A 19,899-nucleotide genomic window follows, 5' to 3' on the forward strand; every position below is an offset into this window, starting at 1 on the left:
GTCCGGTTTTCAGCACGGAGAAGATGGGATGAAGCTAGGAAATGAGGAGCGGAGCGTAGTGGCAGCTTTTGTGAGCACCGGAAGTTCCGGCTGAATTCCATATTCGATGTCGAGTAGGCTTTCGGATCTCCTTCGTGATCAAAAGTGGACTTTCTGAACTACCTCTTTAACAAAAAAAGCTTTGCCGCAACATACCGGCAAAGCCTCTTGCTTGCTTATCACTACCACATCTCAAATCCCGGTGACCCGGGTACGCCGCTGTTGATCATTCCAACCAGCGGAATCGTATAAGCGAAGACGATCAGCACGATGCAGACGCCAATCCAGACGCTCCACCGTTCCAGCAAAGCCGGAGTAGGCTCCGCCGATTCGGCTACTTCCCCGATCGGATATTCCTCGCGGCCTTTCGGCGCCCGGAGCATACCGATGATGCAGCCGATCATGATCAGGACGGCCAGGAACAGCAGCACGCCCGATACCGCCATCGCGACATGATACGGCATCCACGATAACGCGTCCGGATGATCGCCGTAAGTCGTGTAAGCCGTTCGACGCGGAGAGCCGAACAACCCGACCGTATGCATGGCGCCGGACATGAAGAACATGCCGACACACCACAAAATCGTCTGCACGATCCCCCACTTGTTCATGCGCGGCGTCAGCGTGCGTCCGGTCACGACCGGAACGAGCCAATACGTAATGCCGAAAAACGTCAGCGCGACGCTGGTCGCCACCGTCAGATGGAAGTGCCCGGTTACCCACAGCGTATTGTGCACGACCGCATTCATCTGATTGCTTGCATTGATGATGCCGCCCGCTCCCGCCGGAATGAAGACGAGCATGCCCATAAACGGAGCGAAAAACCGGACATCCTTCCACGGCAGCTCCTTAAACCAGCCGAACAAGCCTTTTCCCCCTTTGGACCGCCCGTACAGCTCGAACGAAGCGAACAGCGAAAAAGCGGTCATCAGCGAAGGTACGATAACCATAAACGTCAGGACGACCTGGAAATATTTCCAGAACGGACTGATGCCCGGCTCCATCAGCTGATGGTGAAAGCCTACCGGAATCGAGAATACGATGAACAGCATAAAGGACAGTCTGGCCAGAGCGTCGCTGAATATTTTGCCGCCGATCACTTTCGGGATGATCACATACCAGCAAATATACGCCGGAAGCAGCCAGAAATAAACGAGCGGATGGCCGAAATACCAGAACAACGTCCGGCTGAGCAGCACATTGATCGTCTCGACCCAGCCGAACGACCAAGGGATCAGCTGCAGCAGCACTTCCGCCGCGACTCCGATCGTCGCGATCTGCCACAAAATCATCGTCGCGACCGCCATGAAGGAAAACAGCGGCGACAGTTTGCCTTTGTGCGTTTTTTTCCAGTAGCGGTAGTTGTAAAACATCCCGAACCCGCTGACCCAGCTGCCGACTACGATGAGGGCGAGCGCGATATAGAAAAACGGGGAAGCTTTCAGCGGCGCGTAAAACGTATACAATACGCTCGCCTTGTTAAGCAGGATGACGACCGTGCCGATGACGGTTCCGATCGCCATCAGGACGAAGCCGATCCATCCCATCCGCAGCGAAGTCGGGAGCAGCTTGCCCCCCAGCGTCTTGGACATGCCCGAATACAGGAAACCGATAATGAAAAAGGTGGTGAAAATTAACGCCATCAATACGCCGTGCGCCGTCAGCAGCTGGTAATACCCGATGCCGGCCGGCAACTCGATCAGTCCGCCGCGGACGAGCCCCTGCAGCACACCTGCGATACCGCCGAGCAGAAGAGCCGTGAAAGCGAATAAGAGATGCGCCAGAACGAGCGCCCCGTCCTGACGGTCGAAGCGTTCCGCTTTCTCGCCGCCCTTCCCGCGCGTTGTCATCGGTTCCGCAGCCGGAGCCGCCTGCGTGTCTGTTGCCATATTCATACGATCGCCATCCTTTCCGGACCAGGCCGGATCTGTTTATTTCACGACCAGCGTCGTTTTCATCATTTCATGGCCGATTCCGCAATACTCGTTGCACAGAATCAGATATTCTCCCGGTTTTTTGAACGTATGCGTCGTATGGTTCACCTCGCCGGGCAGCACCATCATATTGACGTTCGTCCCCGGAATCTCAAAGCCGTGAATGACGTCCGGGCTCGTAATCGTGAAATGCACCGTCGCCCCTGCCGGAACTTCCAGCGTACCCGGCGCATAACCGTAAGCGAATGCGGTCATGATCGCCTCATATTCGTTGTCGCCTACTTTCTTTAATACAGGCTTGTCGAAAGGCGCCGTCTCGTTCACCATCGTCGGGTCTATCGAATGATGATGGCTGCTTGGCGGTGCCATCCCCATCGAAAACGTCATCACGCCCAATACGAGCAAAAAAACGACCAGCATGGAAAACCCGAACGTCAGCCAAATTTTTTCCAAACGGTGCATGTGCATGCCAATTCCCTCTTTCCCCCCGTTAATTCCGAGCCAAGTACAACACGAACACGGCCAGCCACGTTACAGCGATAAATCCGCCGAGCAGCATTACCGCAGCAAACGTTCCTTTTAATGACGGTTCCGACTTCGAGTGCCGGTCCTGCTGCGGCTGTGAAGCTTGCGAAGCCGATTGCGGTGCCTGAACGGCTTGCCGGTTATGATCCTCCTGAGCAGTCGATTGCCCCATATCCGAACGCCTCCTCTCCTACCGCTTATAAGGCCTGTTGTTGCCCGCTTTACTCTGCTATTGTAACGGCCCGGAGGAAGTCCGCACTGTGACCAGCATCACTCGCCGCCGCCCGGAGCCGTGAACAATTTGTTACGTCTTGCCGCGATGTGCAAACTCCGCAAACTTTCCACAAGCCCAGCCGGGGCGAAACGCCGTCCACCCATTCACCAAGGGATATATGTCCTCATATGATGAGAGTAGTCTATGGAAGCAAATCAAATCCGCAAGACGGCTCTTCTAAAGGAGACACACCATGACCAGTACGAAAATGACAATCCATGTGCAAAACATGGGCGGTATGCTTCAGGATCAGACGATCGTTCTCGGGGATCGCGCAGTCCGTTTATCCAAAATTCCGACTAGCGGAACCGTCACGCTTAAGTTCGGCGCTTCCAAGCAGCAGGTGAAGGTCGTCTCCGCCTCTCATCTCGACGGCCTGCGCATCGGCGAGCCGCTGGCCCGCAGGCTGGGCGTTCACCATGGAGCCCATGTCGGCGTTTCGTATAGGGCGAGCAGCAAAACGTTGTCGCTTGGTCCGCTGATCGGCGTTTTGATGAGCCGGGTATACAGCGGTACTCCGGATCGTCCGTTCGGAACGAACACGGGGTTTTGCAAGGAACTGGTGGACGCGTGCCATACGTACGGCGCTCTCGTTTACTTTTTTACTCCCGGCGACATCTCTTCCGGACAGCAGTCTCTGGAGGGCTGGACCTATTACGGCAGATGGCGCAAATCCAGCTTTCCGATCCCGGACGTCGTGTACAACCGGCTGACGACGCGCAAGCTGGAAAATATGCCGAGCGTGCAGCATTTCATGAAAGAAGTCAAATCCCGTTACGGAAATTACGTGTTCAACGAAACGTACTTGGACAAAACCGACGTCTTCGACGCGCTGAAGAAGGATTCGTCGCTGGCCCGATATTTGCCGGAATCCCATTTGTTCAAAAACTACCAGATGCTCAAATCGATGACGGCCCGTCATCCGATCGTCTTCCTCAAGCCGATTACCGGCAGTCTCGGCAAAGGCATCATCCGGATCAGCCGGCTTGCGGGCCAGTCTTACATGTGCCAGTCTACGAGCTTGAACGGCACGGTCCGGCAGTCGTTCCCGAGTATCGACGCCCTGTTCTCCTCCTTATCCGGCAAGCTGAAGCAGCGCCGCTACCAGATCCAGCAAGGACTTCACCTGATCGAAACGGGAGGAAGACCGGTCGACTTCCGCGCACTCGTGCAGCGGGGACCGCAAGGCGTGTGGGGAGTCACCTCCGTGGTCGCCCGGATCGCCGGCAGCAATCATTTCGTCTCCAATCTGGCCCGAGGCGGGACGCTCAGCCGGGTGAAGGAAGCTTTGCAAAAGACGAATCTGAGCGCCGCCCAGCAGCGCACCGTTAACACTCATCTGCGCAAGGCCGCGCTTGATATCGCCAAAGGGATCGAATCGCACATCAAGGGACATTTCGGCGAGCTCGGCGTAGACCTGGCCGTGGATTCCCACGGCAAAGTATGGCTGCTCGAAGTGAATTCCAAGCCGTCGAAAAATGACGGAACGCCGCTCTCCGAAGGCGCCATTCGGCCGTCCGTCAAGATGACGGTCCAATATGCCCGTTATTTGGCAGGATTTTAGCGAAGGTGATAGCGATGAAAGCAACGACAGCGACGCGAATATCCGGCAATACGGTCGGCATTATGGTTTGTCCTTCGGCGGGCGATCCGCCGTTTTCCGAAAAGCAGTATTACCGCCGACTCTCATTGCTCGGTCAGAAACTGGGGCTGGCCGTTTTTGTTTTTTTCCCCCACCGGATCGACTGGGAGCGCAGACGCGTGCTCGGTTACCGCTACAACGCTTCGGGAAGCCGCTGGGAGAAGCGTCTATACCCGCTCCCGGAGACGGTATACGACCGCTGCTTTTACTCGGACGCGAAGCTGTACGCCGAATTCCGGGAGCCGATCCGCCGCCTGATGCAGACGCCCGGCACGCGGTTTCTCGGCTACGGCCTGAAGGGCAAGTGGAGCGTTCATCAGATGATGATCCGCGACGAGGCGCTCTCGCCCTACATCCCCGAGACGGAGCTGCTGCAGAGCCCCGCCGATATCGAGCGGTGGCTGAAGGAGAAGGGGGAGCTGTTTCTGAAGCCGCACGGGGGCAGCCAGGGCAAAGGGGTGCTGCGTGTGACCCGGGAGGAGAACGGTTATGCCGTGAACGGACGCAGCCACCGCAACGAAGCGGTGCGCTCGGGTTTCCGCTCCAAGCGCCGGTTGCTGGATTGGATCGCCGCTTTTACCGGAGGACGCAAATATTTGATCCAGCAATACTTGATCCTGACGACGACAGAGGGAGAAGCGTTCGACATCCGGGCGCTCGTGCAGAAAAACCGTACCGGCCGCTGGGAACTGACCGGCATCGCGGTCCGCCGGGGAGCGCCGGGGAGCGTTACCTCCAACCTGCACGGCGGCGGCCATGCCGAGGAGGCATTGCCTTTCCTGCGCCAGCAATACGGCCGGCCGGCCGCCGAGACGATCGAGTCGTCCGTCCGCGAGCTGGCGCTGCGCGTCCCCTACGTGCTCGAGCAGTATCACGGCCGTCTCGTGGAGCTCGGCGTCGATATTGGCGTCGACACCGCCGGGCACGTCTGGATTCTGGAAGCCAATTCGAAGCCGGGCCGGTCCTCCTTCGCCGTATTAACCGACAAGAAGGTGAGACTCGACTCGATCCGCAATCCGATCCTGTACGCCAAATTTCTGATCGATAATCCCGGCAAACGTCATGATCCGTCCCTATAACGCCATCCGGTAATGACTCGCTGCATGTAGAAGCTTATGAACCGGCAGCTTCTGTTTACCTGGTGCGACCATTGTCGGTATATGGCCACCCAAGCTTCTCGCAACCTTTTAGGAGGGTAACTTCATGAGTTTGACAACGTGTACAATCCATTTTGCGGCGCGAACCGACAAGACCGTGTACGTCAGCTCCGCCCTGATGAAGTCGCTGCAGCTGACGGGAACGAAGCCGGTAACGCTCAAAGTGGGAAGCAAGTCTCTGCTTGCGCCGATCAAAATCGTCAAAAAGACCGGGAACCATCTGTATTTGCCGGTTGCGGTCAAAAACGCGCTCCTCGTGCCGCGAAGTGGAACTTGCATGGCGGTTTCGCACGGGGGGCGGGATATTCAGATCGGACCGCTGGTCGGCATCCTGACGAACGCATCGAGCGCCAGCATCGTGCAACCGTTTGGCACCCGTTCCCCGCTGCTCAAGCAGTACATCGGCCCCGGCAGCCAGAAATCGTTTTTTTTCGCGTTTACGCCATCCGGGGTCAACTGGGCGGCCGAAACCGTCACCGCCTACTTCCCTTCCGGCGACGGCTGGGTCCGCAAGACGGTCCCGCTGCCCGACGTCGTCTACAACCGGCTGTCCAGCCGCAAGGCCGAAAAATCGCTTTCGATCGAAAACTTCAAGGAACGGTTCGTCCGAAGAGGGACGCCGATCTTTAACTGGAGCTTCTTCGATAAATGGGACGTGTACAACTTGCTGGAGGGCGACAAGGAAGCGTTCAAGCATGTGCCGGAATCACACCTGAATCCGACGCCCGAACGGGTCAAGGAAATGCTGGAGAAGCACCGGTTCGTCTATTTGAAGCCGACCGGCGGCAGCCTCGGCATCGGCATTTACCGGCTGACGTATCATCCGAAGCGCGGCTATTTCGCCCGGTTCCGCCGCAACGGCAAAAATGTGCTGTACCGGTTCGCCCAGTTTGGCGGCCTGATGAACCTGCTGAACTCGCGGAGCGGCAGAATGCGCAATTATGTCGTCCAGCAAGGCATCCGGTTGATCGAGATCGACAGCTGCCCGATCGATTTCCGCTTCCACCTTCATAAAAACGGTCAAAATGAATGGGTAGTCGCCGGAATCGGCGCCAAAAAGGCCGGGAAAGGGAGTGTGACGACCCACGTCAAAAACGGCGGGCAAATTATGACGCCCGAGCAGGTGCTGGACCGCGTATTCGGCAGCAAAGCCGATACGATTCTGCAAAACGCCAAGCAGACGGCCATCAAGCTGGCCGAAGCGATCGAGAAAAACAGCCGCCACTTGCTCGGCGAGCTCGGATTCGATATCGGGATCGATCAGAACGAGCGCATCTGGATGTTCGAGGCGAACTCCAAGCCGGGGCGTTCCATCTTCAAGCACCCTTCCTTGAAGTCGCAGGGCAAGACGTCTCTCGGTCTCATTTTTGAGCATAGCTTGTATTTGGGCAGGTTTCGGGCTAGGAGGGAAGCGTAAGTGGAATCTTCTGCACAGCACCATCGCCCTCTAATCGGCATTTTGACTATGGACGATCCGGCGGAAATGTTTCGGGGCAACCGGAACAACTTCATCGACATTATCCGGACCGGCTCGGAGCTCGGAGTGTCCGTATGCGTCGTGACCGTCAAAGATTTAAAGCTGAAGCACCGGAAGATGATCGGATACGTATTCGATTCGGCGAAAGGAACGTGGTCTCCGCAAACGATCGGTTTGCCCCATGTTCTGTATAACCGGATTCCGCTTCGCCAGGACGAAGCGCTGCCCGAGGTGCAGCAGACGCTCCAGGCCTGTGTCCGGCATCCGCACATCCGGATGTTCAATCCCGCTTTTTTTAACAAATGGTCGTTGTTCGAATGGCTGAGCAAAGGAAAAACAACGGCGAAATATATTCCGACCACCCGAAAAGTAACGACGCTCCAGGAGTTCGACAGTTTGTTTAAGCTTCACTCCTCGGTTTACTTAAAGCCGATCGGCGGCAAGGCGGGCAAAGGCATTATGAAGGCGGATCGCATGAGCGACCGCCTGGGCCGGAAGCTGGAATACTGCTTGAGCGTACAAGATACAAAAGGCAGCGTCGTATACAAATATCCGAAGATGTCGCAGCTGTGGGCGAAAATGAAAGAGGAGATCGGACAGGAGGAATACATCGCGCAGCGCGGCATCTCCCTGGCCCGCCATAAGAAGCGGCCGTTCGATCTTCGCCTTCTCGTTCAAAAAAATGCGAAAGGTCAATGGGATGTGACGGGGGTCGGCGCCCGCCTCGCCGGCAAGCTGAGCATCACGACGCACGTGCCGCGCGGCGGCTCGATCGACGACCCGGAGAAGCTGCTCGCCTCCACGTTCGGCATCGACGGAGCCAAAAAAATTATTCAGCGGACGCGCAGAGCGGCGCTCGCGATCGCGCGTCAGGTCGAGAAAAAGTCAGGACATATGCTAGGCGAAATGTCGATGGATATGGGGGTTGACATCCACGGCGGGATCTGGTTTTTCGAAGCCAACTCGAAGCCGATGAAGTTCGACGAACCCCATATCCGCAAAAAATCGCTGGAGAGGATCGTTCATTATTCCTTGTTTCTCATCCGGGCCAAGTCGAGCGCAGGCGGGGGTTACCCCGCCGCCCAATCCAATTAAATCGGACACTGCTTTACGGTGAGCGGACAACCGGCACGCAGAAACGGCGGTTAGGTCCGCTTCCGTACATTCGCAAAGTGGGTGAACCGTCTTGTCAGAACCGTCACTCGGCATTATGACGTTATATTTGAGCGATCGGGCGAATCTGGAAGAGCGAAGCTACTTCCGCAAGCTGATCGTACAGGCCAAAAAGCTGGGCATCCGGGCTTTCGTCTTTACCCCGCAGGATGTGGATTCGAAGCAGCACCGCATCTATGCCCACCATTTCGAACCGGCGGCCGGCAAGTGGACGCGCAGCTGGACCTCGTTTCCCCAGCTGATTTACGACCGGTGCCGGTACCAGCCGACGGAGCGGTTCCGCCAGTTCCGCCGCTTCCGGGCTACTTACAGCCAGCTTATTTATTTGAACCGCCCCATCTTGAACAAGTGGGGAATGCATCAATTTTTGGCCAAATCCAGCCGGATCCGTCCGCATCTGCCGGCCACGAAGCAATATGCCGATCACCGCGACTTGACCGAATTCATACGCAACCACCGGCATATTTACCTGAAACCGATTAACGGAACAGGGGGACGGGGAATTCTCCGGATATCCCGTCAGCCGAACGGCCAGTTCTACGTGCAGGGCCGGGACCAGAACCGCCGCATCGTGGCGCCTAAGCTGCTTACCGAGAAGCAGCTGCCCGGCCAGCTCGCTTCATGGAATGTAGCCGGCCGTTACTTGATCCAGCAAGGCATCCAAAGCCGGCTGCCGGACGGCCGCGTCCATGATTTCCGGCTGCTCATCCAAAAAAACGGCAGCGGGGAATGGGAAGTAACCGGCTGTGCCGGGCGGATCGGTCCGCGCAAAAGCATTACCTCCAACTTGCACGGCGGAGGCCAGGCCATCTCGATGACGGAGCTGCTGCGGCGGAGGATGCATTCGGAGGAGAAGATCGAGTCGATCCGCAGCAGCGTCTACGAGCTCGGCGAGGAGATCGCCAAATCAGTGGAAGGCCACTTCGGCCGGCTGTGCGAGCTTGGCATCGATATCGCGATCGATCCGAGCGGCCATCCGTGGGTGCTCGAGCTCAATCCGAAGCCGGCACGCGAGGTGTTCGCCCGGATCGGGGAAAAGGAAACGTACGAGAAAGCGATCTCCCGCCCGCTCGAATTTGCACTATGGCTGCATAAGCAGGACCCGGTTTCGTCCGCTTCGTTGCGGAGAAAGCGGCGGCGTACTTCCGCCCGCTCCGGTCCGGTACCAGGACGCAAATAAATCCGTCAGGCACCGCCGCGTCTGCAATAAAAACGGGGATGTCCCCATTTTCAAACGAAAAGACCTCAACTTCCACACTGCAACAGGTGGAGGCTGAGGTCCTTTTCTTGAGGGACATCGGTTCGAGGCGAGGTTCGAAAAATCGCCAAGCGACTTTGGAGACAGTCCCGTTCCGGCACGCCGGCGTTTTAAATATCGCGCCTCAGCGCCTTCAGCACATCGACCCGCGTCGCCCGGACAGCGGGGCGGACGCCTGACAGAATGGCGACGAGCAGGCTGATCGCGACGCAGATCAGCGTTAGCGCCGGAGGTATGTCGGAGAAGCGCAGACCTTCCGGCGGATTGCTGTCCAGCAGGCCGCGGACGATCTGGGGCAGCGCCAGATTGACGGCAAAGCTGACGGCATACGCGACCGCCGTCCCGATCGCCGCTCCCATAATTCCGATATAGGCGCTTTCGATCAAAAACACGCTTTTGATCGTCCTCGGGTGGGCGCCGATCGCTTTCATCACCCCGATATCCGGCGTACGTTCCGTGACGGCCATCGTCATCGTGTTGTAGATGCCGATCGAAGCGATCAATACGGCGATCGTACCGACGAGGATGAGGCCGATTTTCATAATGAGGAACACCGCGTTGACCTGATCGAGCTGATCGACGATCGAATACGTCGCATAGTTTGCCGTCTTAAGCCGCTCGACGATCGATTTGACGTTCTCCGCGCGGTCCGCATACACGTAGACTTCGTTGTATATCCGGGGCTGTCCGAGCGATTCAGGAGCTGGGTCCTCGGGATTTTTCGATGTCATGGCGCCGTATGCGGTCTGCGTGAACGATTCGATCTGCTTCATGACCTGTTCGTGGATGTAGACGTAACGGTCCTGGAGCCATTCCCGGGAGGGCGCTTTGCCGATCCCGACGATCGTGACCGGAACCGCGAAGCTTTTCGTTTCCTCGCCGAACCGCTGCACCACCTGTACATTCATCGTTTTCCCGATTAACGACTTCGCCTTGTCGGATACGGTTTTTTCGCCTTTGCCCGCAGCCGGCTCTTCCGCATCCGCGTTATCTTGCCGCTGCTCCTCCATCTGCTTCCGTTCCTCGGGAGTCAGCATCGATTCCGCAAAGTTGAAGCCGATGATAATCTCGAAGTCCTGCTGGGGCATCCGCCCTTCCGCCAGCTCGAAGCCGGCCTTCGCCTCGGACGGCATATCGACGACGACCGCCTGTCCGAGACCTTGAAGCTCGCCGATCCGGAATTCGGCCGACTGCTGGACCCCATATCGTCTCGTCACCGCCTTGACATGGTCCTGCGATTCCATAAACCCGATCTCGTTATCGCCGATCTGCCGGAACGATTTCTCGGATTCCTTCACGCCGTGCACCATAATTTGCGTCAGCAGTCTGCCCTCCGTTATATCCGCCACGACCGACTTTTGCAGGCCGAAGCCGACGGAAGCGAGCACGATCAGGAAGGAGCAGCCGATCGCCGTCGCGAGTACCGTCATAAATACCCGCGACCGGTTTTTCTTCATATTTTGCCGGACAAACCGGAACCTGTCCTTCCACTTCACAGCCATCCACCTCCCGTCGCCTGCAGCGGCGCTCTTTCGAGCCGGCCGTCGCGAATCGTCAAGGTGCGGTGTCCGATCGAAGCCACCTGATCGTCGTGCGTAATGATCAGAAACGTCTTGCCTTCGTCCCGGTTCAATTCGCGGATCAGCTCCAGCAGCGACCGTTCGTTGTCCGAATCCAGACTGCCGGTAGGCTCGTCTGCGAGCAGGATCGGAGGATTCGCGATCAGCGCCCGCGCGATGCCGACCCGCTGCTGCTGACCGCCTGACAGCTCCCCCGGATAATGGGTGCCGAACGATTCGAGTCCGACGCGTTCCAGCATCGCTTTCGTCTTTCGTCTCCGTTCGTTCTCGCTCGCCCCCTTCAGAATAAGCGGCAGCTCCACATTCTCGTATGCGGTCATGCTCGGAATCAGTTGAAAGCTCTGGAACACAAATCCGAATTGGGCAAGCCGGAAATCCGCCCACTGCCCTTCGCTGAGCCGCGTCACCTCTTGTCCGGCGATCCGGATCTCGCCGGTCGTGGGGCGGATATAACCGCTGATCAGGTTGAGCAGCGTCGATTTGCCTGAGCCGCTTCGGCCGACGATCGTCACAATCTCCCCTTCTCCTACCCGCATATCGATTTGATGAAGGACCGGAACGATACGCTCGCTGCCTCTTTTGCCGATGCGGAACTGATGGCTTACGCCGTTCACTTCGATCATAGCTCTGCCTCTCCTCCTGTTGCTTTCTCTTTATTTGGCCGGTCGGCTTGCTTTCTCCAGTCCTTGCTGGAGCAGCTTCCTGGCGTCCGGGTACACGTCTTTGTTCGTCGATTGCAGCACGACTACGATCACCTGCTTCCCGTCCCTGGAAGCGGAGGACACGAGACAATACCCCGCCTGGTCGGTAAACCCGGTTTTGATGCCGGTAGCTTCTTTCAAATAATTGGCTCCCCCCGGCTGAAGCAGCAGATTCGTATTCGTCAGCTGCAGCTTCGCGGACGGATTCGCGGACGTCTGCACCGCAGCCGTATAGCTGGCCGGCTGAACCGCCTGCCGGAACAGCTTGTTGTTCATCGCTTCTTTGGCGATCAGCGCCAAATCTTGCGCCGTGGAATAATGTTTGCGGTCGTGCAGGCCGGTAGCGTTGACGAAGTTCGAATGAGTGGCGCCCGCTTTCTTGGCCCGCTTGTTCATCAGCTTGACGAATTCAAGCTGCGCTTCGCGGATGCCCAGCTTCGGATTGCCTGCCGCTTTCCGGCCGATGTACACCGCAACCGATCGCGCCGCGTCGTTGCCGGACGGCAGCAGCGCCGCCTCCACCAGATCGAACAGCTTCAGCCGCTGGCCCGGTCGAAGCCCTGCCCGGCTCTCCTCCGGGTCTTCGGGAGCGACCTCCTCCCCGACCGTAACCAGTTCATCGGGCTTGCCCAGCTCCAGAGCGAGCAGACCGGTTAAGATTTTCGTCGTGCTTGCCGGATACGCCTGTTCCCGCTCGTTTTTGGAATAGAGTGTCTTGCCGTTTGCCGCATCTATGACAAGGGCATGGCTGGCCTGAATGCCATCACTAGCGAGGATCGCTCCGCCGCCGCCGATCGTGCGGTCCATCCATCGTTTAGCCTTGGACATGTATTCCTCGCCGAACGTGTTGCCGGCTACCAGAATTAGCAGTGCGATGCCGAGCGCGGCAACCGTTAAACGTTTCATTCTTCAGCTTCCTCTCCCGCTTTGATCGTTACCCAGTGTAACGGACAATGTTTAATCGAAAACGAAGAAAGGTTTAAATATTCCTTAACTTTCTCTTCAGATCGTTATGGGAAGGGGTGGTCACCCATTTGCCACTCCTGCCGCTCTAAATGAAGTCATACGTTAACGTTTTTTCGAACTCGAACATTCTGATCATTTAACCGCAAAAAAACCGCCAGGGAGCATTTCCCTGACGGTCTGGTGTGCATACGGCCGACGCGGCGGTATGCACGTACTTTAGCTATAAGCTACACGAGGCAGCGGTCCCACAAACGTTTCATATTGCCGCCGAACAGCGCTTTTTTATCCTCGATCGGCAAGTTGGCATACGCTAGCCAGCCGACCTGGGGCCGGGGGTCGCGCATCGGGGAATCGGTGCCGAACAGCACCTTGTCCGCGCCGGTCTCGCGAACCAAATATTCGATCGCGCCAAGCGTAACGGACGTGTACGTAAGCTGGAGATAGACGTTTTTGTGCGCCTTCGCCGTTTTCGCGTACAGCTCGGCAATCTCGAAGCTCCTCGCCCCGTGGTCCATAAAGATCGCTACCTCCGGATAACGACTCGCCAGTTCCTCGATCTGTCCGACGTACTCCGCGTCGTTTTGGCCCGCCGGATCGACGAGGGCGTACAGCTTGCGTTCGTTGCCCAGCTGCCACCACGGCGCAAATGCCGGGTCGGTGTAAGGAATATGCGACAAGTAAAAGTATGGCTTCATTCCTTTGAACCGTTTCTCGAGATGCCATCTCCGCGCCTCCGCTTCGACGTCCTCCACATAGTTCGGGTCGATCACGGCATACCCCTCGACCTCCTCGGGATATTTGCCTATAGCCAGCTCGGCGATCCGGTTACCCGCCTCCGAATCTCCGCCGTTGATGCCGGCCCACGGAGCGATCGACATTTTCCGGATGCCGATCTGGCGGTACAGTGCGATCATCGCGTCGATGTCCCCTTGCAGCATCGGAAAACCGCTGCCCGTACCGCCGCCGTCCTCGATCAAATGGGTATGGGAGTCGTACACCGGGATGGTGATCGGCAGTCCCCGGCAAGCGTTCGACGTGACTTCGTCCTGCTCCGGCAGCGCCGCTTCGGGAGGAGACGCGCCGAGCAGCTTTGCCAGATTGCCGCCTGCGATAAGCCGCTTCGCCTCTTCCGGAATCCGCGCGTAATCGATCAGCGCACGCGCTGCGCCTGGGCTTTTGAACGGCATACCGCTGCCGAACAGCAGCCGCTCGGCGCCTAATCGCTCGTAGGCGGTCTCGATAATTGCATTGCTTTGCAATGCCGAGAACTCGATCCGTACGTTCGGATGTTCATCGAGCATCGGGAACAGCCGGCGTTCCTGGCTCCAGCTCATCCCCTGCAGCACGACGGCCAGATCGGGGTGACTTCCGGCAATGCCGGCAACAGCGGATAAAGAGACTTCCGCTGCATCGACCAGAAGCGGAATCCGCTCCTGCTCCAGCATACTGAGCAGCTTGCCGATCGTCCTCCGGTCCGGATCGTAGTGGTGGCTCTTCGGAAACAGCTTGACGGCGCGCATCCCGCTCTGCCGCAACTCCTCCAGAAATGCCGCGGGCGCCGGAAAGTCGCCCAAATGGTCGGGCATCGCCGCCAGACAGCCGAACAGCCGCGGACTTTTGGCAAGCTCTTCCGGGAGCAGCCGGTTGCCGTATACCGGCGAATGCGATTTGGCCATCCCATGGTAGACGAGCGCCCCGGCGATTCCGCACCGCTCCATCTCCGCCAGCAAATCTTCCGTGCGCCACATTTGCAGCCGGTGCTTGTAGCCGATTTTTCCGACATTGGCATTGCAATCGAAATAGTGCAATTGCTGCTGTTCTCCAGTCATCGTTTTCTCCGCCTTCCGATGGGTTGGTCCGGTTATTCCGGGTATTTGATGGTTATCGTTTATCCTGTATGGGTTATCTCGGGACATTCATTTCCATACATGTAAAGAGGCTTTCAGGGCGATATTCCAGCCGTTTGGGCCGTGAGTCCCTCTTCCCCCATATAATCCACATGCCATTCCTGACTACAGGGTCTCCCCGCGCGCTTGTGCCCAGTTCCGGAAATAAAACTTCCGCTAACGCAACCTGATACGCCTAACCCTGTACTTACCGGAAATTTCGTTTCCGCTATTTCAGCAAAACCGCGCCTAAACGTTGATTTTCAGCGAAATAGAGGAAACGTTTCTTCCGGTATTCGGGTCCGAACGACTCATTTCACAGATTAGCGGAAGTTAAACTTCCGGTAACCGAGAAGATCCAGCAACATACGGGCGAAACTGCCGGGTGCTTAACATCCGGTACGGTCAGAACGACGATACCACATCTTGAAATGGATCAGCGTACCGCCAAAGCTCAGGGTCAGGCTCAGGCTCAGGCTCACTCACTCTAAAATCCTGCATTGCACGAGAAACCGGCATCTGACCACCCTAAATGAAACTCGATGATGATCTTCCGGCACTCCTTACGCGATGTTTTGGGGCATCTGCAACTGCGAGACACCCTAAACGAAGGTCGATGATGATCTTCCGGCACTTCTTGCGCAATGTTCTGGGACATCTGCCACTGCGAACCTCACACCCAATAAGGCTCCTAACGCTAAACGCTCGCCCCCCTGTCGCCCTACACAGCTCAGCTTCCCCACTTCGCCAGGATGGCTCCGGCATCCGCGCCGATCGCCGCAAGAGCGGCCTCTGTCAGAAGCCCTTGCTGGAGCACCGACGGAGCGCCGATATACGCCAGCATATCCCGCATGTAGTCGGCTGCCGTCGCCTGCTGGCCTTGCCCGGCCAACAGCCCGATTATACTCAGCCGGTACAGGAGCTGGCCGGATAACACAGCCGACATCCGTCCCGAAGACGCTTCCCCCTCGATCCGCCCGCGCAACTCCTCCAAGAGAAGCGCCGCCGATTCCCAGGTTGCCGTCAGCGGAATCCGGAAAGCCGCCCCTTCCGCGATATCGTACGCATACCCCGCAGCCATATCCGCATCGTTCGCATATTGGCGGATCAGCGTTTTGTCGCCGATCGAAAGCGCATAGCCGCCTCCTGCACGCTCCTGCACCGACTTGATCTCATACGCGGCGTTCCGCGTTCCGTCGTTCTCTACATAGATATGCGCCCGCTCCGGAAGCACGCCCGGCGACAAAGGTGCGTCTGCCGCGACGACGATCTCATTCTCCCAAACAAGCTGCTTCGTAAATCCGGCAATGCTGCCTTCCACAGCGGCCAGGGAAGTGGCGATCAGCGATTGACCGTTAGCCTGCAATACGGTTCCGTCATGCAAATAGCCGTATTCCGGCTGGCCGCCGCGCTCCGAGACTACCCCGAAAAACCCCTGGAACGTCAGCTTGTCGTCGACTGTGTAGACGATGTCCGGGTTCAGAGCGTTCACGATATAGTCGGTTCGGCCGTCGGCAAGCACCACCTTGATCGCAGCGGCCTCCGAGCCGGTGACGACAGCCGCGCCCGCCTTTACCTGAACCGGAGCTATCGATTGGATGTGCCGGCTGCCCCGGTAAGGCTCGATAACGGAGGCGAACAAGGAGTCCAGATCGGTGCCGGCGCGGCTGGCAAGGACGTAACGCAAGCTCTCGGGATTACCCGGCTTGTTCTGCGGCGGGATGCCGTCCGCCAGCGCAACCTCGTCGAACGTGCCCATCATCGTCAGCCGGAGGCGCACATCGGTCGGTGCTCCCATCCCTAACCCGTATACGTTCCAGGTATCTTCGACGCCCCAGTCGACGCTGAATGCGTTCGCCGGCGAATCGTCCCGCTCGACCCGCTTCAAGTAATGGAAGCCGCTGCCCATATACCCGGTACCTTCCACGCTGTCCACCCGCTGGCCGTACTCGACGTTCGGTCCCGCATACGTGCCGGCCGGCTGTGCCGTCAGATTCAATCCGTCTGTCGTAACGCCGCCTTCCGCCCCGTGAAAGCTGAAATGATGCTCGCTGCCGCCCTTCACCCGGAACAGATCGACGATGTACGAGTTCGCGTCATCCACCCGGATCGTCGCCGTCGTCCGCCGGTACGTCGTCGTCTGCGGATAGACATCGTCTGCCTCCACATCGATCAGTTTGACACGCTCCCCATCGTCGAAATGAAGCGGCGTCGACACCCATTGGGGCTGCTGCTGCGAGCGGTCCACGACGACCGTATTATGGCTCACCGTATTGCGGACGAAATGGAACCGGTGCATGTCCCGGCTGTCCGTAAATTCCGGGTAACCGAGATCCGGCGACAAATCCAGCCCGAAAGCGTGCAGACCGATATTCAGCGCATCCCGGTGCCCGTGGTAAATCGTCCGCCCGTAATACATCCACAAATCGCGCAGCGTCTCTTCCGACGCCGTACCGTCGCGAAGCGCCGTAAAGCCGTAGCCGGTCAAATTCGCGCTCTCCTGCTTCAGCGGTCCGTGCGCGGCGATAACGGAACCGATCTGTGCGGCGACGCCCTCCGGATCGGACGAGAAAATGTCCCCGTGAATGCCGGCGGTGCTGTTGCCGTTGAGGAAATAAGCCATCTGGGCGAATCCGGGATCGCCGAACGTCTGGAACGCTTTGACGTAATGGTCGAGACTGAGCCATACGGCCGGATTGCCCGTCCTGCCCGAATCGCCGATCGTCGGCATATAGTTGTCGCTTAAGACAAGCGGGGACAAACCGCTGAACAGCGTTTTCAATTTCAAATTGCCGTACAAATCCGCCCCCGGGTATAGATCGTAGCCCTGCAAAATATCCGCCGTCGTGCGGAACTGGTTCAGCCAGTACGAGTTGTATTCCGGAGAAGCTTCGTCCGGATGACCGTCCCGGTCGACCCTATTCACGAGCGAAGGAAGCACGTTGCCGCCCGTGACGCGGGCCGGATTGTACAGCGCGCCGCCCGCCTGGAACGTAAAGTCCAGCCATTCCTTCGTCTGCGGCAGCGTATCGTACACGACCGCCGCCATCGCCAGCGCGCTCTGGTGCATGCCGGTATTGCCGAGAATATCGCCGTTTCGGATCGCCGGGTACACTTGGCTGACGATCCGGTCCTCAATATTACGCGAGATCGCCGCTCCGTTTATTTTCGGATTGTCCAGTCCGAGCTCGCCCGCCTTTTGATGCAAAAACGCAATCAGCAGAGCATCCTCGCGTTCCGGGAAAAACGCGTCGTAAGCGCTCAGCAGCTCCTTGATCAAAAACGTTTCCCAGATCGCCCCTACCGCCTTGCCTTTGCCTTCCGCGCCGTTATGGAGATAAGGCGCTTTGTAGACGGACGTATCGAGCTCCGGGTAGACGTCGGCGATCCGGTCGAGCATCACGAGGCCGGCCCGCGCATATTTCGCGTCTCCCGTATACAAGTAAGCGTCTCTCATCGATTTCAGCGCATCGACGAGAAAGGCGTTTCTCTCCCCGTACCAGACGAACCGGTGAGCGTAATAAGCGATGAACGGATACCGGTTGCCGCTGCCGTCCACCCAGCCGAAGCCGTCGTCGACGCCCCAGCCGGGTCCCTTCTCCGGATACAGCGTATTCACAAGCAGGCTGCGGTCGGCAAGCTCCGGCCGGAATATCCCTTTGCCGTCCAGACCGCTCTCGTAGTAGGCGCCGAAATCGTTCGTCGGGAATTTGTAGCCGCTGCTCGGATCGACGATCTTCCAAGGCTCGTTGATCGGATCTCCCTGATATGGATAAGCGCCGAACCGGTCGATGTCGCGTCCGGTAACGGGACTGCCCATCGTCTCGTTAACGGCGTAGCTGCGCCGGAGCGTCTGCGGCGGGACCGCCTTCCAGAAAAAGTCGTAGCCATCTTGCGCAAAACCGTCCGACTGGAAGTACGCCTCCGCTCGCGTCACCGCGGCATTGCGCGACTGACTTGCCCAGCCGTAAGCGAGCACGTTGCTTCGGGCCGCTTGCACTTTGGCGGGCGTATAGATCGTGCTGCGCGTTTTGCTGCTTGTGATTGCCTTGATATCGATCGTAATCGACGAAGCCGCGCCGCCTGCGAAATCAAAATGGACGATGTAGGTTTGCGGCGGCAAAGAGTTCAAGTACGGCTCCCGAAACGTCACATCCAGGCCGGACACCGTATACGCCTCTCCCTCCGGAAGCGGAGAGCCTCCGATCCGCAGCCCGCCCAGCGTGCCTGCATAAGCGGACACTGTGACGGTTAAAGGCTGCGGAGCGGACGCTTGCTTGTAATACATCAGCGACGGTACGCTCAAGCCGGTCGAATCGGTAACGTTCAGTTCCACTTGACGTTCCTCCCCTTCATCGAACACAAACGTCAAAATCGCGGTTCCAGCCGGCTGCCCGGCCAAATATTCCTTCTTCAGGACGATCTCGCCCGTTGTCGCTGTGTAATCCCCTCCCGGCTGCAAAACGTAGCCGCCATTGCGGATCTGCAGCAAGCTGTTGCCGTTCGCCGTCACCCGGAGCGGAATATCTTGCTGCCGTGCCGCGTTTTTATCGAACTGGGCGGCGGTCGGCTCGACGACAGAGTTGCGGATCACCCGGGTCAAGGAAACGTCGTCGTACCAGATCGTCCCGGCTCCGCCCCTCATATGTACGGCCACGTGGGCATACTGGGCGCCAGCCGGAGCGGTTTCCTGCATCGCCGCCCGCGACCAGCCGGCTGCGGAGCGGTCCACATCGAGAACTTTCTGCGATAGAAACCCTGCGGCGTTCGGAGCCGAATACCAGGCCAGCAGGATGAAGGCGCGTCCGGTTATGTTTTGCGGCTTGAAGTAGCTGCTGAATTCGTACAGCTTGCCCGGCTGAACCGGAATGTACGATTGGGAGAAGAAGGCAATCTCCGTGCTGCCCTGCGTGATCAGCTTGGCCGACCGCGAGCCGGTATGGCTGACCGCCGCGTCCCATTCCCACGTGCCGGCCGCGCCGCGCGACCAATCGTCCGGCGCGGCGGCGCCGATTTCGAAGCCTGCATTTTTCACCAGATTAACCGGCTCCGCTGCCGCCACAGGGCCGCTAACCGCCAGGATCTCCAATACCATGCACACGACCAGCAATGCCGCAATCGCCGTCCGTGTAACCGCAGCCAGGCCCCGGCCCGATCGCCTTGATTCGCGCAGTATCCCGCTGGCCCCGCCGCGCCCCCGCCATGTGCCGATTTGGTGCAGCCTGCGGAGAACGCCTTTCCGATATTCGCTGTTCCGATCCTTCCGATCTTTCCGCTCCGTCAAGAG

General features: G+C 58.2%; 13 protein-coding genes. 5 read left to right on the plus strand and 8 right to left on the minus strand.

The window, feature by feature from the left end; genetic code table 11:
• Nucleotides 1-221: 221 nt before the first annotated feature.
• From PV433_RS01635 to PV433_RS01645, 3 genes are all read right to left on the minus strand, one after another.
• On the minus strand, nt 222-1,889 hold the full coding sequence (locus PV433_RS01635) for a b(o/a)3-type cytochrome-c oxidase subunit 1 (RefSeq protein ID WP_332070540.1): 1,668 nt from the start codon (nt 1,887-1,889) through the stop codon (nt 222-224).
• Between the two features lie 81 nt (nt 1,890-1,970).
• On the minus strand, nt 1,971-2,441 hold the full coding sequence (locus PV433_RS01640) for a cytochrome c oxidase subunit II (protein ID WP_332070451.1): 471 nt from the start codon (nt 2,439-2,441) through the stop codon (nt 1,971-1,973).
• Between the two features lie 22 nt (nt 2,442-2,463).
• Nucleotides 2,464-2,670, minus strand: a complete 207-nt coding sequence (locus PV433_RS01645) for a cytochrome c oxidase subunit 2A (protein ID WP_332070452.1) — start codon at nt 2,668-2,670, stop codon at nt 2,464-2,466.
• 295 nt (nt 2,671-2,965) lie between these two features.
• Here PV433_RS01645 and PV433_RS01650 point away from each other — a divergent pair, with 295 nt between their 5' ends.
• From PV433_RS01650 to PV433_RS01670, 5 genes are all read left to right on the plus strand, one after another.
• Nucleotides 2,966-4,336, plus strand: a complete 1,371-nt coding sequence (locus tag PV433_RS01650; RefSeq protein ID WP_332070453.1) for a YheC/YheD family endospore coat-associated protein — start codon at nt 2,966-2,968, stop codon at nt 4,334-4,336.
• A gap of 14 nt (nt 4,337-4,350) precedes the next feature.
• Nucleotides 4,351-5,493, plus strand: coding sequence for a YheC/YheD family endospore coat-associated protein (locus tag PV433_RS01655; RefSeq protein WP_332070454.1), 1,143 nt, complete (start codon nt 4,351-4,353; stop codon nt 5,491-5,493).
• 124 nt (nt 5,494-5,617) lie between these two features.
• On the plus strand, nt 5,618-6,988 hold the full coding sequence (locus PV433_RS01660; protein WP_332070455.1) for a YheC/YheD family endospore coat-associated protein: 1,371 nt from the start codon (nt 5,618-5,620) through the stop codon (nt 6,986-6,988).
• On the plus strand, nt 6,989-8,143 hold the full coding sequence (locus PV433_RS01665; RefSeq protein ID WP_332070456.1) for a YheC/YheD family endospore coat-associated protein: 1,155 nt from the start codon (nt 6,989-6,991) through the stop codon (nt 8,141-8,143).
• Between the two features lie 91 nt (nt 8,144-8,234).
• Nucleotides 8,235-9,401 carry a YheC/YheD family endospore coat-associated protein gene (locus tag PV433_RS01670; RefSeq protein ID WP_332070457.1) on the plus strand — a complete coding sequence of 389 codons (1,167 nt, stop codon included), beginning with the start codon at nt 8,235-8,237 and terminating at the stop codon, nt 9,399-9,401.
• Nucleotides 9,402-9,589: 188 nt separating this feature from the next.
• Here PV433_RS01670 and PV433_RS01675 read toward each other — a convergent pair whose 3' ends face one another.
• The 5 genes from PV433_RS01675 to PV433_RS01695 form a co-directional block, all read right to left on the minus strand.
• A complete protein-coding gene (locus PV433_RS01675; RefSeq protein WP_332070458.1) occupies nt 9,590-10,975 on the minus strand; it encodes an ABC transporter permease in 1,386 nt (461 codons plus the stop codon).
• A complete protein-coding gene (locus PV433_RS01680; RefSeq protein ID WP_332070459.1) occupies nt 10,972-11,682 on the minus strand; it encodes an ABC transporter ATP-binding protein in 711 nt (236 codons plus the stop codon). The genes PV433_RS01675 and PV433_RS01680 overlap by 4 nt, the downstream gene beginning before the upstream one ends.
• A 30-nt stretch (nt 11,683-11,712) precedes the next feature.
• Complete coding sequence (locus tag PV433_RS01685) at nt 11,713-12,666, minus strand: D-alanyl-D-alanine carboxypeptidase (RefSeq protein WP_332070460.1); 954 nt, start codon at nt 12,664-12,666, stop codon at nt 11,713-11,715.
• A 287-nt stretch (nt 12,667-12,953) separates the two neighbouring features.
• Nucleotides 12,954-14,555 carry an amidohydrolase family protein gene (locus PV433_RS01690; RefSeq protein ID WP_332070461.1) on the minus strand — a complete coding sequence of 534 codons (1,602 nt, stop codon included), beginning with the start codon at nt 14,553-14,555 and terminating at the stop codon, nt 12,954-12,956.
• A 787-nt stretch (nt 14,556-15,342) separates the two neighbouring features.
• Nucleotides 15,343-19,896 (minus strand): X2-like carbohydrate binding domain-containing protein, encoded by a 4,554-nt coding sequence (locus PV433_RS01695; RefSeq protein WP_332070462.1) that lies wholly within the window; start codon nt 19,894-19,896, stop codon nt 15,343-15,345.
• Nucleotides 19,897-19,899 lie beyond the last annotated feature (3 nt).

The sequence above is a fragment of the Paenibacillus sp. GYB004 genome (assembly GCF_036577605.1).
In the GTDB taxonomy this organism is placed as follows: domain Bacteria; phylum Bacillota; class Bacilli; order Paenibacillales; family NBRC-103111; genus Paenibacillus_AB; species Paenibacillus_AB oceani.

Bases quoted from the DNA above. Each gene is read 5' to 3' on its own strand.
- PV433_RS01635 (WP_332070540.1), bottom strand. From the start codon at position 1,889: ATGACAACGCGCGGGAAGGGCGGCGAGAAAGCGGAACGCTTCGACCGT.
- PV433_RS01640 (WP_332070451.1), bottom strand. From the start codon at position 2,441: ATGCACATGCACCGTTTGGAAAAAATTTGGCTGACGTTCGGGTTTTCC.
- PV433_RS01645 (WP_332070452.1), bottom strand. From the start codon at position 2,670: ATGGGGCAATCGACTGCTCAGGAGGATCATAACCGGCAAGCCGTTCAG.
- PV433_RS01650 (WP_332070453.1), top strand. From the start codon at position 2,966: ATGACCAGTACGAAAATGACAATCCATGTGCAAAACATGGGCGGTATG.
- PV433_RS01655 (WP_332070454.1), top strand. From the start codon at position 4,351: ATGAAAGCAACGACAGCGACGCGAATATCCGGCAATACGGTCGGCATT.
- PV433_RS01660 (WP_332070455.1), top strand. From the start codon at position 5,618: ATGAGTTTGACAACGTGTACAATCCATTTTGCGGCGCGAACCGACAAG.
- PV433_RS01680 (WP_332070459.1), bottom strand. From the start codon at position 11,682: ATGATCGAAGTGAACGGCGTAAGCCATCAGTTCCGCATCGGCAAAAGA.
- PV433_RS01685 (WP_332070460.1), bottom strand. From the start codon at position 12,666: ATGAAACGTTTAACGGTTGCCGCGCTCGGCATCGCACTGCTAATTCTG.
- PV433_RS01690 (WP_332070461.1), bottom strand. From the start codon at position 14,555: ATGACTGGAGAACAGCAGCAATTGCACTATTTCGATTGCAATGCCAAT.